Raw genomic sequence first — 18,133 nt, forward strand, 5'->3', positions numbered from 1 at the left:
AAAGTGTGGTCGCGCCGCTCAGGCGCACAATTCCTGCATGTCGCGTATCAGTTCACTGGCGACGATGGAGCCCAGCGTCGACAAGGGGTAGCAAGCCGCTTTGCCGTTGACTGCCTGGCCGTCCGTGACACGCACTTCCTTCAAGCGCTGTTCCGGATCATGCTCCGGCATGCCGACGATCAGGCCGGGATCGAGGTGCAGTTCCAGCAGGCGGCCATCACCGAGTGGTTTGTAAAACTCGCCGATCCAGCCGCCGTCCTGCGGGTCGCCGCGACGCCAGCCTTTGCTGGTCAGGCCAAGCACGCGTCCCGTTGGCGCCTTCATGGCGTCCCAGCGTGTCAACGCGAGCGCGCCCGCTTCCGCCTCGGTGAGCGTGTACGTGTCGCGCCCGATCTGGGCAAACGGTTGCAGCAGTTCGTAGTCGGCAAACAGCTGGCTGAACGCGCCTGCCTCGGCGGCCGGCAGGTCGAGCGCATGCGGGATGCCGATCATTGCATCCTGCGGCAGGTCGAATGTTTCGTCGGCGGCGCTGGTCAGCGCGCCATCGGGGCCGACGCGGAAGCACCCGAGCAGGCCCCCGCCCGGTCCAGCCGCGTACACGCCCCACACCAGCCGCTGCACCAGATGGCGCACCAGCGAATGGCCGGCGAGGAAGGTGAAGAAGACCTGCGGCTGCCAGCGCCGCTGCGTGCACATCGCCTGCTCCAGCCGCAGCACCTGCTGCGCGGCGATGGTGTACGCATCCTTCTTGAGCAGCTTGAAGCGCTCTTGCGCCGCGCCGGACAATGCGGCGTCGTCGGTTTTCTTCGGCTTGGGCAGGTCGGCCAGGCGCGCGCCGTCGGCGTCGCGTACATACGGTTTAAGTGTTTCATCGAAGGCGACGCGGAACTGGCGCGGGCCGAAGTCGAGCAGCAAGGCGCCGTCATCGTCGAGGCCCAGGTCGGGCGCGAGGCGGTCTTCCAGTTCGTCGATGCCCAGCTTGCGGGCCTCGGCGATCTGGCCGATCTTCTCGCGCGACTTGTCCTGCAGGGCCTTGAACTTGACCTTTTGGGCGATCCCGTTGAGCAGCATCAGCGCGGTGTCGGTACCGATTTCGCAGACAATATCGAGGCCGAGAATGGCGCGCTGGTGCTGGCTCTGGCCCGGCCAGGCGCGGATCAGCGGCGTGAGCTTGCGCGCAATGTCGTCGTTGCCGAACAGGCGCAGGGCACTGAACGCCCAATTCTCTTTGGCGTCGGCGCCTGCGTCGGTCCACGCGGTGAACAGGTCCCAGGCAAAATCGGCCAGCGAGGCGCTCGTGCAGGCTTGCCGCAAGTGCTCGATGCCCGGGTACACGCCGTCGGCCTGCGGAAAGCGCAGCATCACGCCGATGGGGTCAAGCGCCGCGTCGGGCAAGGCCTTGCCGTTGCAGGCCAGGCGTGGACGGGTCCAGTTGCGTGGCATCCAGAAGGCCGGCAGCGGGCCGATTTTGGCGGGCAGGCGGTCGAGCGGATTTTCGTCGAGCAGGGCGCGCAAGGCCACGCTGACATCAGCGCGCTGGTAGCGGCTGGCCACATCGGCCAGCACCGCTTGGTGGCCGCTCTCTGCCAGCAGGTACAGGGCGCGTGCGGCGGCGTCGCGTGCGCCGCCGGCTTTGCCGAGGGCCGGCGCAATCAGGCAACAGGCGGCGTGCTCCGGATTGGCCAGCAGCCATGTGCGCGCCAGCTCGCGCGCCGTTTTGCTTTTAAGGGTCGCGTACGCGCGCGCCACCGGCGCCGCCAGTGCGACCGCGCCGAAGTAGCCCGCGTACGGCAGTTCGTCGGCCGGCCGCCGCTCGCACATGCCGACCAGCGCCGGCAGGCCGGCCAGGCCCAAGGTGGCAATGGCGTAGCCGGGCGAGTTGATCTCGTATCTGGACATGGCGGCCCACACGGCAGCGTTGAACGGCGCCGGCATGTCGGCAATCGCATGCACGCAGCCGCCGATTTCGTAGCCGCCGACCGAATAGGCGTCCCACAGGGCGACGACGCGGGCCACGTCTCCCGCCGCGATGGCCGCAGCCGCGTCGGCGGGGCCAAGATAGCGTTTCCAGTTGTACGGCCAGGCGTTGTAGCGCTTTTGCTTGAGCAGTTCCTCGCGCTGGTCCTCGGTCCAGCGTACCAGCGGCGCCAGCTCCAGCGGCGCGAGCGTGAATACCTTGGCGTCCGGCTTGGGCGGCGCCAGCCACGGTGGACTTGTCAGTACCGCCGGCAGCTCGGCCAGCTCGGCCAGCTCGGCCAGCTCGGCCGGGGCGGCAACGCGCGCGCCAACGCGATCGAGCAGCGCGGCCGCCGGCGGCGAAATCCAGGGCTTGACGGCGGCGACTGCGTCCGCATGGTCCAGCACCAGGTCCGCCAGCACCGCGCTGGCGGCGGCCGGCGCCTGCTTCGCGGCGGCCAGCTCGGACAGGGCGGCCAGCGCCGCATAAGGCCAGCGCTTCGCCGCCGTCGCCAGGCGCTTGAGCGACTTCTTGCTCGCCTCGCAGGCCAGCGCCAGGGCACGCAGCGCGTCGGGCGTGCCGATATGGGCCAGCGCCTCGCCGGTCGCATCGATGCCGGCGCCGTCCCTCAGCAAGTCGACCGCCGTGACGCCGCGCTCCTGCACCAAGGTGGCCACGGCGGCGGGCAGGTTGTAAAAGAAGTGAACCGCATAGGTGCCGGTGGACGGCACGAACGGGTCGAGCGCCTGCAAGGCGGCCGGCGCGCTCGCGCTCAGGCGCAGCCAGGCGGCCGTATCGACTTCCTGCTGCGCGAGCGCGAGGGCCAGTGCATCCGACAGGTCGGGAAGGTCGGGCAGCAGCACGCCGAACAGCGGCTGGCGGCGCACGGGCAATGTCGGCAGCGCCGCGCGGATCATGCCGACGCACTGCTCCCATACCTCCTGTGGCGCGTGTGCCAGGTGTACGCGCATTGCCAGCTCGGTCGAGCCGAAGTCGATATTCGATGGTGAATACGAGCCAATGCCTTGTTCGCACATGTACCAACACATGCCGTACTGGTTATTGCGTTCTTCGATACTCACGCGTTCCATGTCGATCAATACCTGCAGCGCATACGGCAAGCCTTTGTCGGCCACCAGGAAGTCGAGGAACGGAGCGCCGTCCGACGCCGCCAGCTTGTCTTCGACCAGGGTGGAGATAGCCAGCAGCACCAGGTCGGATGCGGCGGAGCCGTTGCGCACGTTGCCGCTGATGCGGGCAAGCGCTTCGCGCACGGCGTCCTGGAAGCTTGTGGGGGAGTTGTCGGGGTCGACGTCGGCATGGCGCTGCACGCGCGAAGCGAACAGCGTCCAGCAGGCCGCCGCGTCCGCGTTCGGCGGAGTACCGGGAAAGCGGCGCGAAGCTATTGCCCTGGTTGCGAGGGTGCGCGGCAGGTCGATCAGCGGGGCGACGGCCAGCCATGGCGCCACCGCGCCCGTTGGCGGCGGCGCGGCCGGCAGCGCCGCCAACGGGGTGACCGGCTCCGGCGTCGGGCGCGCCCCCGGAGTGGTTTCGGCATAACCCTTGGCAGTCTTTTCGCGAATGAGTTTTTCCATCGCCGCCGCCGCTTTGCCGGCATCGGCGTGACGCTTGGTCTGGCTGGTGCCGGCGCTGCCGATCCTGCCGTAGCAGACGTTAACGTCGCGCTCGTCCTGGCCTATCTGCCAGAATTTGTCGGACGCCCCATCGCTCAATTCAAATCGCCGCATTCTCTCTCCACAAAGTTAAAGCGCCACCGTACCGTTCACGCGCACAGCGCCTGCATGTCGCGAATCAGTTCACTGGCGGCGATCGCATCGAGCGTCGATAATGGTTCCGGTTCGTCCACGCCGCCCCAGGTGCCGGGCAAGCCGATAGTGAGCTGCTTGAGGGTCTGCTCGGGAAATTCGTCCACCAGGCCGGCGATGATGCCGGGTTCGAAGCGCAGGTTGACCACGCGGCCGGCGCCGAGCGTCTTGGTAAAGTCCAGGATGCTGCCGCCGTCGAGCGGACGGCCGCGCCGCCAGCCCTTGTTGGCCATGCCCAGCATGCGCCCGGTCGGCACTACCATGCCTTTCCAGCGCATCAGTGCGGTGGCGCCCAGTTCCGCGCCGCTCAGCGCGTAGGTGTCGCGCCCGATCTGGGCGAATGGCTGCATCAGCTCATAGTCGGCGAACAGCTGCGCAAAGGCGGCGGCGTCGCCGGCCGGCAGGTCGATCGCATGCGGGATGCCGATGCGGATGTTCTCACCTTGCGGCAGCGCGCGTGCGTCGTCGGCGGCATTGCTCATGTCGCCGTCGGCGCCGACGCGCAGGCAGGCAAGCAGGCGTCCGCCGTGACTGGCGCCGGTGTCGACTTCATATACGCCCCACACCAGCCGCTGCACCAGGTGGCGCAGCAGCGGATGGCGCGCCAGGAAGTCGAGGAACACTTGCGGCCCCCAGCGGCGCTGGGCGCACATGGCCACTTCCAGCCGTACCACCTGCCGGGCGGCGATCGTGCGCGCATCCTTCTTGAGCAGCTTGTAGCGTTCGACCGCCGCCTCGGCCAGTTCGGTGTCGTCGGACTTTTTCGGCTTGGGCAGGTCGGCCAGGCGCGCGCCATCCTGGTCGCGCACGAATGGCTTGAGCGCTTCGTCGAAACCGACCAGGAAGCGGCGCGGTCCGAAGTCGAGCAGCAGCGTGCCTTGTTCGTCCAGGCCCAGGTCGGGCGCGAGCCGGTCTTCCAGTTCTTCGGTGGTCAGCTTGCGCGCCTCGGCGATCTGGGCGATCTTTTCGCGCGCGTTGTCCTGCAAACCCTTGAACTTGACCTTTTGCGCAATGCCATTGAGGAGCATGAGGGCGGTGTCGGTGCCGATCGCGGCCAGCACGTCGAGCCCGGCGACCGCGCGCGCATGCTGGCTTTCGCCAGGCCAGGTGCGGATCATCGGGGTCAACTTGCGCGCCACGTCGTCGTTGCCGAACACGCGCAGCGCGCCGTAGGCCCAGTTTTCTTTCGGGTCGGCGCCGGCGTCGAGCCAGGCGCGGAACAGGTCCCACGCAAAGTCGGCCAGCGAGGCCGGCGTACACGCCGCGTACACCTGGTGCAGTCCGGCGTAGACGCCGTCTTCCTGCGGAAAGCGCAGCATGGCGCCGAGCGGATCGAGTGCGCTGTCGGGCAGCACCTTGCCGCTGCCGGACAGGCGCGGGCGGCTCCAGTTGCGTGGCAACCAGAACGCGGGCAGGGGATCGACCCTGGCCGGATGGCGATCGAGCGGACCTTCATCGAGCATGTTCTCGATGGCGGCGTTGACGGCGTCCTGCTGGTAGCGGCTTGCCGTATCGACCACGATCGCGCGATGCCCGCCGGCCGCCAGCAGTTGCAGGAGGCCGGCGGCGGCGGTGCGCGCCGCGCCCGGTTTGCCCAGCGCCGGCGCGATCAGGGCGCAGGCCGCGTACTCCGGGTTGGCCAGCAGCCAGCCGCGCGCGATGGCGCGCACGGCTTTGTTCTTGCCGCTGGCGCAGATGCGACCCATGAGCTGCGCCAGATCGACGCTGCCGAAGTACATTGCATACGGCAGTTCGTCGACCGGATTGCGCTCGCACATGAGCAGTAGCGCCGGCAGGCTGTCTACACCCAGCGTGGCGAAGGCGTAGCCGGGCGAGTTGATCTCGTGCGCGGACATGGCGGTCCACACCGCCGCGTTGAACGGTGCGGGCAGGTCGGCGATGGCGTGTACGCAGCCACCGATGTCGTGATTCTCATCGGCGTAGTCCTCCCACAGCGCGACCACGGCCTCTACATCGCCCGCCGCGATGGCGGCGGCCGTGCCTTGCGGGCCGTCGAAGCGCTCGGCGTCATACGGCCAGGCGTTGTAGCGCTGGTCGGCCAGCAGGCGCTGCCGCTGCTGTTCGGTCCAGCGCGTGCGGGGCGCCAGCGGCAGCGCTGCCAGCGCCAGCGGTTTTGGGGCCGGCTTGGGCGGCGCCATCCACGGCGGGTTTGCCAGCACCGCTGGCAGTTCGTCCGCAGCGGCGGTGTCGAGCGATGCCGCGAATTTGCCGGCCATCTCGGCGAGCAGCCGGGCGGCCGGGGCGGATATCCACGGCGTGATCAATGGCACCGCGCCGGTATGCTCCAGCACCAGGCTGGCGAGGGTGGAGCGCAAGACCGGTGGAGAGACCGGGTCGTTGGCAACCAGTTCCGATAGGGCGGCCATGGCGGCCAACGGCCAGCGCTGGGTTGCTGCCGTCAGGCGCCCCAACGACTTTTTGGTGACGTTGCAGACTTTCGCCAGCGCGCGCAGCGCGTCCGGCGTGCCGATGCAGGCCAGTGCGTCGCCGGCGGCATCGACGCCGGCGGCCTGTTCGAGCTGCGCGACTGCGTCGACGCCATGCTCCAGAACCAGCGCGGCCACCACGGACGGGATGTTGTAAAACAGGTTTTGCGCGTACTCGTCGTATCTGGTGGGTTCGAACGGCTCCACCACTTGCAGGCTGGCCGGATCGCGCGCAGTCAGGCGCAGCCACCCGCTCGGGTTGTAGGGATGCTGCGCGAGCTTGAGGATCAGCGCGTCCGACAGCGCCGGTTCCTCGGGCAGCAGCAGGGCGCACAGCGGCTGGCGGTAGATGGACAAGGTGGGCAGGCCGTCGCGCAGCAGTTGCGCGCATTCCTGCCACAGGACTTCCGGCGCCCATGCCAGATGCGAGCGAAACGCCAGTTCGGTCGGGCCGAAACTGCTGCGCGCCGATCCGTACGACAGGTCGATCTCGTCGCTGATGAACCAATGACTGGTAAAGCGGTTGCGCTCTTCGCGAATACTCATCTTCTCCATTTGCAGCAGCACTCCGATGGCATGCGCAAGGCCATTGTCGGCGACCAGGAAGTCGAGGAAGGGCGCGCCTTGCGCCGGCGCCAGCGTGCTTTCGAAGCGCGTCGACAGCGCCAGCAGGACCGCGTCCGACAGCGCCGAGCCGCTGCGCAGGTCCTGTTCGACCCGTTGCATCGCTTCGGTCACGGCGGCGCGGTATTGCTTGTGCGAGTGCTTGGGGTCGGCCGGCACACAGGCGCGCGCCAGCGAGAGGAACAGCGTCCAGCAGGCGTCGGCGTCGGCGTTCGGCTGGCGCCCGGGGAAGCGGCGCGAGGGCAGGGCCTGGACCGCGAAAGCGGCCGGCATGTCGATCAACGCGGCGCTTGCCAGCCATGGTGCGCGGTCGCCCGCTGGCGCTGGCACTGGCGGTGCGGTGGGTGCGGGAGCGGGCGCCGTGGCGGCCTTGACCGCCTTGACCGCCTTCGGCGTTGCCGCGATCGCGGCGATGGCGGGCGCACCGGTGTTGACTTCGGCGTAGCCCTTGCCCGTCTTTTCGCGTATCAGCTTGTCCATCGCGGCGCCGGCTTTGGTCGCATCGGCGTGGTTCTTGCACTGGGTGGTGCCGCCGGTGCCGATTTTGCCGTAGCAAACCGTCAGGTCGCTGCCGTCCTGGCTGATCTCCCAGAATTTGTTCGAAGTCCCGTCGCTCAATTCAAATCGCCGCATTCTCAGTCCTGTTGTGATGGTGTGCGCGCGTGCCGTCTCAGGCGCGCAAGTGTTCGATGTCGCGTATCAGTTCACTGGCGTCGACCGGGTCGAGCTGCGCCAGCGCTACCGGGTCGCGTGGATAATATCCGAGCTGGTCGCTGCTGCCGACCAGCACCAGCCTGAGGGTTTGTTCAGGATGTTCCTCGGTTGCGGCGATCATGATGCCCGGCTCGAAGCTCAATAGCGCCACCCGCCCGTCGGCCATGGCCTTGCTGAAGTCGTGTACGTAGCTGCGTTCTTGCGTGCGGCCGCGCCGCCAGCCCCACCTGCCCAGCCCCAGGATGGCGCCGCTCGCCGCCGGCACGCCATCCCAGCGCAGCAAGCGGTCCGACGTCATCTCGGCGGCGGCGAGTGCATAGGTGTCGCGATCGAGCTGGGAAAACGGCTGCATCAGCTCATAGTCGGTCAACAGCTGCGTGAATGCCGCCAGGTCGGCAGCCGTCATGTCGAGCGGGTGGGGGATGCCGATGCGGATGCCGTCGTCCTGTGGCAGCACGTAGGTGTCGTCGGCGCCATCGGCGAAGGAGCCGTCGGGCGTGAGCCGGAAGCACGCTTCGACGCGGGCGTCGCGATACGCGGCCCACACCACCCGTTGCGCAAGGTGGCGCACCAGCGCATGGCCGGCCATGAAGGTCATGAATTTTTCCGGCGACCAGCGGCGCCGCGTGCGCATCGCCATTTCCAGCCGCGTCACCTGCTGCAAGGCGACGGCGCGCACATCTTTCTTGAGCTGCTTGTAGCGCACCACGGCCGCACGCGCCAGTTCGGCGTCGTCGTCCTTGCGTGGCTTGGGCAGGTCGGCCAGGTGCGCGCCGTGCGGGTCTAGCACATAAGGACGCAGCGCTTCGTCGAAGCCGACCAGGAACTGGCGCGCGCCAAAGTCGAGCAGCAGCGTGCCTTGTTCGTCCAGTCCCAGTTCGGGTGTGAGATGGTCTTCCAGCTCGTCGGCGCTCATGCCGCGCGCTTCGGCAATCTGGACGATCTTTGCATGCGCGCTTTCTTTCAGCGTGCCGGAATTGAAGCGCCGGGAAATGGCGCGCAACTCCAGCAGGGCCACATCGGTGCCGATCGCGCCGAGTACATCGACCCCGAATGCCGCGCGCGCATGCAGGGCGTCGGCCGGCCACGCGCGTACCAGCGGCCCGAGCTTCCTGGCGATGTCGTCGTCGCCCAGCACGCCCAGGGCGGTGAAGGCCCAGTTCTCGCGGGCGCTGCCGCCATCGTTCTGCCAGGCGATGAACAGATCCCAGGCAAAGGCGGCCAGCGAATCGGGCGTGCATGCCGCGCGAACCTGGGTCAGGCCGGCGTACACGCGCTCCCCTTGCGCAAAGCGCAGCATGGCGCCGAGGGCGTCGATGGCGGCGTCGGGCAGCGCCTTGCCATTGCTGGCCAGGCGCGGACGGGGCCAGCTGCGCGGCGCCCAGAAATCCGGTACGGTGGCCAGTTTTGCCGGATACAGGTCGAGCCGATCCTGGTCGAGCAGCGCACGCAGGGCGGCGCCGACCGCAGGCTGCTGGTAGCGCGCGGCCACCTCCATCAGCAAGGTGTCGTGGCCGGCCGCAGCGAGCATGCGCAAGACGTCGGCCGCTTGCTCGCGCACGCTGCCCGCCTTGCCCAGGGCCGGCGCAATCAGCGCGCAGGCGGTGTGTTCCGGGTACGCCAGCAGCCATTGCCGGGCTGCGGCGCGCACCGCTCTCGTTTTCAGGGTCGCATAGGCGCGTGCGACAGGCGCCGCCAGTTCGACCGCGGCGATGTAGCGGGCGTACACCAGGTCGTCGCCAGGACGCTGCTCGCACATCGTCACCAGGGCCGGCAAGCCGCTCAGGCCCAGGGTTGCCACCGCGTAGCCGGGCGAATTGACCGGGTGCCCGGCGGTGGCGTTCCATACCGCCGCGTTGAAGGGAGGCGGCAGGTCGGCGATGAGATGCACGCAGGCCGCGAAGAACTTATTGTCTTGCGCCGCTTCCTGCCATATGGCGACCAGGCCAGCGGTGTCGCCGGCAGCGATGGCCGCCGCGCTGTGCGCTGGCGCCTTGGCCTGGCTGGCGTAAGTAAACAGCGTCTCGCGCTCCTCCATGCGCATATCTTCGCGTTCCTCGTCGCTCCAGTGTGCGACGCTCGCCAGCGGCAGCGGCGCCAGCGACATCGCCGCGACCGTCTTTTTGCGCGGCGCCAGCCAGGGTGGATTGGCCAGCACTGGCGGCAGGTCGGCATCGGCGGCAAGCGTGTCGTCGGTGAAGCTGGTGCTGAGCTCATCGAGCACCGCCGCCGCCGTCGCCGTTATCCACGGCCTGAAAGCGGGAACAACTGCGAGGTGTTCGTAGGCCAGCGTGGCCAGCATCTCGTGGACAGCGTGCGGAACCTGCTCCTCGGTGGCGATCAGCTGTGCAAGGCCCGCGATCGCCGCCAGCGGCCAGCGCCGCACAACTTCGCGCAAGCGCTGGCGCGCGTCGACGGCGGGCTGGCGGAAAAATCCGCGGCTGGCCTCCACCAGCTCGCGCCCGAGCGTATGGATGGCCAGCGGCGTGCCGATCCAGGTGAGCGCCTCGGTGCCCAGCTCAATGGTGGGTGCGGCATGCAACAGCGTGGCGACATCGGCGCCGTGTTCCCGGATCAAGGTGGCCATGACCGTGAGCGCGCTGTCACGATACAGCTCGGTGTCGCGACCGGCGCCCATCACCAGTGCCCTGGCGTTGGCAAGGGTGGCGTACATCTGCGACAGGGACGCGGCAGGGCGGCAGGTCTCGTTTCCTTGCTCTGGCAAGGGCCGCAGCGCGATCAGCGGCGCGTCGGGTTGGAAGGGCGCCAGATGCACGCGGCAGGCTGCCGGCAAACCCGCCAGACGCTCGCCAATCGTTTGCATGCACTGATTCCACGTGGCCTCGTTAGCGTGGACGAGGTGCTGGTGAAGCGCCCGTTTTGTCCTGATACGGTAGTACGTTTCGGTCAGCGTCTCATCGCGCCCGATTGCGCGCACCTGCCAGCGCTCGTTGGGCATGGCGGCGCTCGCGCGTATTGAACTGGCGCTCAGTTCTTGCATGGCGGTTAACATCACGTCGACCGCATAAGGCAGTCCTTTTTCAGCCGCGAGAAAATCGAGGAAAGGAAAGGCGCCATTGAATTCTTTTGGTGACCAGAACTGGGCGGCGATGGCGAACATGATCGTATCCGACAGCATGCTGCCGCTGCGCGTGCCTTGCCGGATGCGCTGCATGGCCTCGTTCAGGCCGGCGTGCAGATGCACGTCGCAGATGGCCATGGCCGGGTCGCCGTACGGGCGCGCGACCTGCAGGTACATATCCCAGGCGCGTGCGGCGTCGGTAATCGGCGCCGGACCGGGCGCCTGGCGCGAGGGCAGGGCCAGCGCGGCCAGGCCGGGCGGCAGGTCGAGCACCGGTCCGCAGGCGAGCCATGGGGCGATGTCGCCGACAGCAACCGGCGTCGCCGGCGCGGCAGCGGGATTGCCCACCACGGCGATGCCGCCCCCGGCGCCTGCCTCCACATAGCCCTTGGCGGTCTTTTCTCGCACCAGTTTGACCAGCGCGGCGGCCGCCGTAGCGTCGTCCGCGAAGGTTTTCGGTTTGCTTTGTCCTGCGGTGCCGATCCTGCCGAAGCGGATGTGCAGTTCGCAACCGGCCTGCCCGACCTCCCAGAATTTACTGGAAACGCCATCGCTTAATTCAAATCGCCGCATCATGCGTCTCCTGGAAAGTCTAGTCGTGCCGGCACGGTGTCAGGCGTTCAGCGATTGCAGGTCGCGTATCAGCTCACTGGCCGCGATCGGGTCGAGCGCCGACAGCGGCACGTGTTTGTCGACACGGCCATGCCGGCCGGCGCTGCCGAACAACACCTGCTTCAACGTCTGCTGCGGATCTTCCGCCACCACGCTGACCATGAAACCCGGTTCGAACTGCAACTCGAACAGGTGGCCCCCCGCCAGCGGTTTACTGACATCGTGGACATAGCCGCGATCCTGCGCCTGGCCGCGCCGCCAGCCGCGGCTGGTCAACCCGAGCAGATTGGCGGTCGACGCCACCAATCCGTCCCAGCGCAGCAACCGGTCGGCCGCCAGTTCGTCGGCGCGGAGCGCATGGGTATCGCGTCCGATCTGGACAAATGGCTGCATCAGTTCATAGTCGGCGAACAGCTGGCCGAAGGCGGCCGTGTCTTGGGCCGACATCTCGAGCGCATGCGGGATGCCGATCCGGATATCGTCGCCTTGCGCCAGCGCGTACGCGTCATCGGCGGCGTTGGTGAAGCCGCCGTCGGGGCCGACGCGGAAACAGGTCTCCAGGCGCTCGTTCCGGTAGAAGCCCCAGACCAGCCGCTGCACCAGGTGGCGCACCAGCGGATGGCCGGCCAGGAAGGTGGAAAATACCTGGGGCTCCCAGCGGCGCCGCGCGCACATGGCCACTTCGAGCCGCAGCACCTGCTGTGCGGCGATGGCGCGCGCATCTTTCTTGAGTAGCTTGTAGCGCTCCAGCGCCGCCTTCGCGAGGTCGGCGTCGTCCGTCTGTTTCGGCTTGGGCAGGTCCGCCAGGCGCGTGCCATTATGGTCGCGCACAAACGGCTTGAGCGTTTCGTCGAAACCGACCCGGAACTGGCGCGACCCGAAATCGAGTAGCAGGGCGCCATGTTCGTCCAGCCCCAGGTCGGGGGCGATGCGGTCTTCCAGTTCGTCCGCCGTCATGTTGCGGGCTTCGGCGACCTGCCTGATTTTCTCGCGCGCGCTGTCCTGCAAGCCCTTGAACTTGACCCGCTGGGCGATGCCGTTCAACAGCAGCATGGCGGTGTCGGTGCCGATCGCGGCCAGCACATCGAGGCCGAATACCGCGCGCGCATGCTGGCCTTCGCCCGGCCAGGTCCGGATCAATGGCGTCAGCTTGCGCGCAACGTCGTCGTCACCGAACAGGCGCAGCGCGGCGTACGCCCAGTTCTCCTTCGGGTCCATGCCTGCGCTTTGCCAGGCACGGAACAGGTCCCACGCAAATGCGCTCAGGGATTCGGGCGTGCATGCCTGTTGTACCTGGATGATGCCGGCATATACATGGTCAACCTGCGGGAAGCGCAGCATGGCGCCGAGCGCGTCGAGCGCGGCGCCGGGCAGCGCCTTGCCGTTGCTGGCCAGGCGTGGGCTGGTCCAACTGCGCGGCAGCCAGAACGCGGGCGCCGCGCCGAATTTGGCCGGGTACAGGTCGAGCGGCTGCTGGTCCAGCAGCGCGCGCAGGGCGCTGACCACCGCCGGCTGCCGGTAGCGTCCCGCCACCTCCATCAGCAGGGCATCGTGGCCGTTAGCGGCCAGCATGCGCAGTGTCTCGGCGGCGTAGTTGCGCGCCGTTCCTGGCTTGCCCAGCGCCGGCGCAATCAGGCCGCAGGCGGCGTGTTCCGGATAGGCGAACAGCCAACGGCGCGCGGTTGCCCGCACGTCGCTCGCTTTCAGGCCCGCCCAGGCGCGCGCCACCGGCGCCGCCAGTTCGACCGCGCCGAAGTACAGCGCGAACTCCAGTTCGTCGGCCGGTCGCCGTTCGCACATGGCCACCAGGCCCGGAAGGCCGCGCAGGCCCAGGGTGGCAATAGCGTAGCCGGGCGAGTTGATCGGGTGCTGCGCCATCGCGTTCCACACCGCCGCGTTGTACGGCGCCGGCATGTCGATGATCGCGTGTACGCAGCCGCCGATGTAGTAGCCGTCGCCCACCGATGCTTGCCAGAGCGCGAGCAGCGCGTCCATGTCGCCCTCCACGATCGCCGCCGCGGCCTGTGCGGGCGCATCGATGCGACGCGCCGACCAGGGGTAGGCGTCGTAACGTTCTTGCCTGAGCACCTGCTCGCGTTCTTCAGCGCTCCAGTGTTCGGACGGCTCCAGCGCAAGCGGTTTAAGGGCCAGCGGGGCGACCGTCTTCTTCGGCGGCGCCATCCAGGGTGGATTGACCAGCACGGACGGCAGGTCGGCGGCGTCGGCGATGTCGGCGTCCACGCCGGGTTTGCCGGCCAGGTCGTCCAGGACCGCCGCCGCCGCTGCCGAAATCCAGGGCGCGAATGCGGGCAGGTCGGCACGATGATCCTGCGCCAGCGTGGCGAGGATAGCGCGCGCCGTCGGTGGCACCCGTTTATCGACGGCGACCAGCTCGGACAGGGCCGCGATCGCGGCGTGCGGCCAGCGCTCGGCCGCCGCTTTCAGGTGGGCCAGGCAGGTGGCGCCGCCGGACGGGATCAGCAACCGCGCCAGCGCGCTCACCGCCGCGGGAGTGCCGATCCAGGTCAGCGCGCGGCCCGCCGCATCGTTCTCCGCGCCGCGCTCCAGCAATGGCAGCGCATCGACGCCGCGTTCCTGGACGATGGACGCGACGGCTGCCGGCACCTCGTAGTACGATCGCGAGTCGCGGTATGCGCCGTCCCAGCCGAGCGCCGCCAGGCTGGTTGCCTCGCTCACGGTCAGGCGTAACCACCCGTAGCTGAACTGGGGCGTGGCGCGACTCTCCAGGGCAAGCGCGTTCGACAGCGCCGGCACATCCGGCAGCAGCACGCCGAGCAGCGCGCGCCGGCAAAATGGCACGCGCGCGGCGGCGCCTTCGATCGCTTGCACGCACTGTTCCCAGACGTCTTGCGGCGCGTGGGCCAGATACGCGCGCAAGGCCAGCTCGGTCGGCGAGAGCGAGCGATGGTAGAACGCCAGATGCCTGTCAGGGTCGCGGCAGACGATCCACATGCGGCTTGCGTTGTAGCGCACGCTCAGGTGTTCGGTTGCCGTGAGCAGTGTGTCGAGGGCGTATGCCAGCCCTTTTTCGGCCACCAGGAAGTCAATGAACGGCGCACCACGCGCGGTTTTCAATTCGTTATCGAGGCCCGCCGACAGGGCCAGCAGCACCGCATCCGACAACGGACCGCCATCGCGCGTGCCTTGCTCGATGCGCTCGATCGCCTCGGCGACGGCGGTGCGAAAAATCGGTTCGGATTCGTCCGCGTTCAACTGACCATGCTTGCGCGCCCGGGCCAGAAACAGCTTCCAGCTCAGGGCAGCTGCGGCGCGCGGCGGCGCGCCGGGAAAACGGCGCGAGGGCAGGGCCAGCGCCGCCATGTCGGGCGGGATGTCGATCACCGGGCCACGGGTGAGCCAGGGCGCGAGCGCGCCATCATTCGATTCGGATTGCCGCATCATGGGTCCTGAAAATGGGATTCGTATCAGCGCCGTTTCAGACGCACAGTTGTTGCAGGTCGCGTATCAGTTCACTGGCGGCGACCGGATCGGGCGCCGCCAGCGGCGCGCCCTGCGTGCCGGGGCCGGTGAGCAGCACCTGCTTCAACGTTTGTTCGGGATGCTGGTCGACCATTGCGGCCATGAAGCCCGGTTCGAAGGTCAGTTCGGCCAGCAAGCCGCCCCCCATGGCCTTGCTGGCGTCGCGCACGTAGCTGCGCTCTTGCGTGCGGCCGCGCCGCCAATTCCGCTTCGTCAGGCCGATCAGGTGCCCGGTCGGCACCACCACGCCGTCCCAGCGCAGCAAACGGCCCGATGCCAGTTCGGCCGCGCTCAGCGCGTACGTATCGCGGCCCATCTGCTGAAATGGCTGCACCAGCTCATAGTCGCCAAACAGCTGGGCGAAGGCCTGCGTGTCGCTGGCCGACATTTCCACCGCATGCGCGATGCCGATATCGTCGCCTTGCGCCAGCACGTACGCGTCGTCGGCGCCGTCGGTGACGCCGCCATCCAGGCCGACCCGGAAGCAGCTTTCCAGCCGGCCGCCGCGATACACCCCCCAGACAAGGCGCCGTACCAGATGGCGCACCAGCGCATGGCCGGCCAGGCAGGCCAGGAAGACCTCGGGCGTCCAGCGCCGCCGCATGCACATTGCCATCTCCAGCCGCTGCACCTGCTGCGAGGCGATGCCGCGCACGTCTTTCTTGAGTGTCTTGTAGCGCTCCGTGGCGGCGCGCGCCAGTTCGGCATCGTCGCCTTGCCTGGGTTTGGGCAGGTCGGCCAGCGGCGCGCCGTCCTGGTCGCGCACATATGGCTTGAGCGCTTCATCGAAGCCGACCCGGAACTGGCGCGGGCCGAAGTCGAGCAGCAGGGTGCCTTGCTCGTCGAGACCGAGTTCCGGCGTCAGGCGGTCTTCCAGTTCGTCGGCCGTCATGTTGCGCGCCGCCGCGACCTGCGTTATCGCCTCGCGCGCTTTTTCGCGCAGGCTCGCCGTGCCGCCGCGTTGCGCGATCGCGCTCAGTAACATCATGGCGGTCTCGGTGCCGATTGCGGCCAGAACATCGAGGCCGTATCCGGCGCGCGCGTGCAAGCCTTCGCCGGGCCAGGCGCGGATCATCGGCGCCAGCTTGCGCGCCAGGTCGTCGTCGCCGAGCACCCCGATGGCGGCAAAGGCCCAGTTTTCCTTTGGGTTGCCGAAATCGAGCTCCCAGGCGCCGAACAGGTCCCATGCAAACGCGGCCAGCGAGGCCGGCGTGCAGGCCTGCCGCACCTGGGTGATGCCGGCGTAGACCCGCACGCCCTGGGGAAAGCGCAGCATGTCGCCGAGCAGGTCGATCGCATGGTCGGACAGCGCCTTGCCGTTGCTGGCAAGGCGCGGACGGGTAAAGGTGTCGACTCGCCAGAACGCGGGCGCGCCGGCGATCTTTGCCGGGACCATTTCGAGCGGGTCCTGGTCCAGCAGCGCGCGCAGGGCGGCGCTCACCGCCGTTTGCTGGTAGCGCCCCGCAACCTCCATCAGCAGCGCGTCGTGGCCGGCCGCCGCCAGCATGCGCAAGACGTCCGCCGCCTGGTCGCAGCCGGCGCCCGGCTTGCCGAGGGCGGGGGCGATCAGGCCGCAGGCGGCGTGTTCGGGATACGCCAGCAACCAGCGGCGCGCGCTGGCGCGTACTTCTTTCGCTTTCAGGACCACGTAGGCGCGCGCCATGGGCGCGGCCAGTTCGACGGCGGCGATGTGCCGCATGTAGCCAAGGTCGGCGCCTGGGCGCCGTTCGCACATCGTGACATAACCGGGCAGGCCGTGCAGGCCAAGCGTGGCCACCGCGTAGCCGGGCGATTTGATCGCATACCCGGCCAGCGCGTTCCACACCGCCGCGTTGTACGGCGCCGGCAGGTCGATGAATGCATGCACGAGGTCGCCAATGGCGGCGTCGCCCGGTTTGGCGTACTTCTGCCAGATCGCAAGTACCGCCACCATGTCGCCCACGGCGGCGGCTTGAGCGGCGTCGCGCGGCACCGTGAACGCATCGTTGAAAGCTGTAGGAACGCCGTCGCGGTTTTCGTGGCGCATCTGCTCGCGTTCCTGGTCGCTCCAGTGCGCGGCCGGCGCCAGCGCAAGCGGTTCCAGCGCCAGCGCCTTCGCCTTCTTGCGCGCTGCCAGCCAGGGCGGATTGACCAGCACCGGCGGCAGGTCGGCGACGTCGGCGATCTCGCCGGCGCTGGCGATCCTGGCCATGATCGTCTCCAACAGCGCCGCCGCGCTCTGCGTCAACCATGGTTTGAATGCGGGCAGGGCATCGACATGGGTTTCCACCAGGCCGGCAAGGAGGTCACGCAAGGTGAGCGGCATGTAGCGTTCCGGTGCGATCAGCTCGGCCAATGCGGCCAGTGCGGCGTACGGCCAGCGCCGTACCGCCGTGGTGAGCAATTCGAGCGCCCTGCCGCTGTCGCTCGCGAGCACCCGGCGCGCCAGGGTCTCCACCGCGTCGGGTGTGCCGATCCAGGTCAGGCCCTCGGCGGCGAGATCGATCTGGACCCCGCTGCGCAGCAGCGCTACGGCCTCGGTCCCCAGCTCCAGCACCACCGCCGCCACAGCGGCGGGGACCTCGTAAAATCCATTCGTGCCTTCGTGCGGATTGCCCGATTCGAGCGCCTGCATGCGCACGGATGCACTGGCGGTCGTGTTGAGCCACGAGTCGTTCGAGCGCAGCACGAAGCCGCGCGCGCGCACCAGTGCGTCCGACATGTCGGGCAGGTCCGGCAGCAGGGCGGCCAGCAGCGCCTGGCGCTGTTCGGGCATGTGCGGCACCGCCTCGCGCAGCGTCTGCGCGCATTGCTCCCAGAGCGCCGGGGCGGCGTGACTGAGATGAGCGCGCAGCGCCAGTTCAGTCGGGGAGAACAACAATGAATGCCGCGAAAACTGCAAGTCGCGATCGGCCGCGATGTGCCACGCGAGCACGCCGTCCGTGTACGTGCGCTTGAGCCTCATCTTTTCCAGGCAGGTCAGCAGCACATCGAGTGCGTAGGGCAGTCCTTTTTCCGCCACCAGGAAGTCGACGAAGGGCGCGCCTTCCGACGCGTCCAGCTTATCGCAAAACAAGGTGGACACCGCAAGCAGGATCGCGTCGGACATCGGTGTGCCGGCGCGCACGCCTTGCGCAATGCGCCCGGTGGCCTCGATCACGCCATCCTGGAACGGCGCGTCGGACCTGGCGGCGTCCAGCGGGCTTTCCTTGCGCGCATGGTTGAGGAACAGCTTCCACGCCTGATCGGCATCGGTACGCGGCGGCGCACCGGGGAAACGGCGCGAGGAAAGGGCGATTGCGGCCATCGCCGCCGGCACATCGACCAACGGCCCGCACGAGAGCCAGGGCGCGCTGTCGCCCGGGTTCGAAACGTCATCGCTCAATTCACA

General features: G+C 68.4%; 5 protein-coding genes. All 5 read right to left on the minus strand.

Annotation, left to right across the window (positions count from 1 at the left end):
* Positions 1–18: 18 nt before the first annotated feature.
* Genes F1735_RS15640 through F1735_RS15660 form a run of 5 tightly spaced genes read right to left on the minus strand, consistent with a single transcriptional unit; the run spans position 19 to position 18,127 of the window.
* A complete protein-coding gene (locus F1735_RS15640) occupies positions 19–3,705 on the minus strand; it encodes a DUF4132 domain-containing protein (protein ID WP_167237795.1) in 3,687 nt (1,228 codons plus the stop codon).
* A gap of 35 nt (positions 3,706–3,740) precedes the next feature.
* Positions 3,741–7,487: a DUF4132 domain-containing protein gene (locus F1735_RS15645; RefSeq protein WP_167237796.1), complete on the minus strand. Its 3,747-nt coding sequence runs from the start codon at positions 7,485–7,487 to the stop codon at positions 3,741–3,743.
* A 37-nt stretch (positions 7,488–7,524) separates the two neighbouring features.
* On the minus strand, positions 7,525–11,223 hold the full coding sequence (locus tag F1735_RS15650) for a DUF4132 domain-containing protein (RefSeq protein WP_167237797.1): 3,699 nt from the start codon (positions 11,221–11,223) through the stop codon (positions 7,525–7,527).
* 39 nt (positions 11,224–11,262) lie between these two features.
* Entirely contained in the window at positions 11,263–14,682 is a 3,420-nt protein-coding gene (locus F1735_RS15655; protein ID WP_167237798.1) for a DUF4132 domain-containing protein, read from the minus strand.
* Positions 14,683–14,719: 37 nt separating this feature from the next.
* On the minus strand, positions 14,720–18,127 hold the full coding sequence (locus F1735_RS15660) for a DUF4132 domain-containing protein (protein ID WP_167237799.1): 3,408 nt from the start codon (positions 18,125–18,127) through the stop codon (positions 14,720–14,722).
* Positions 18,128–18,133 lie beyond the last annotated feature (6 nt).

This window comes from Massilia genomosp. 1, from assembly GCF_011682185.1.
Classification (GTDB): domain Bacteria; phylum Pseudomonadota; class Gammaproteobacteria; order Burkholderiales; family Burkholderiaceae_D; genus Telluria_A; species Telluria_A rubra.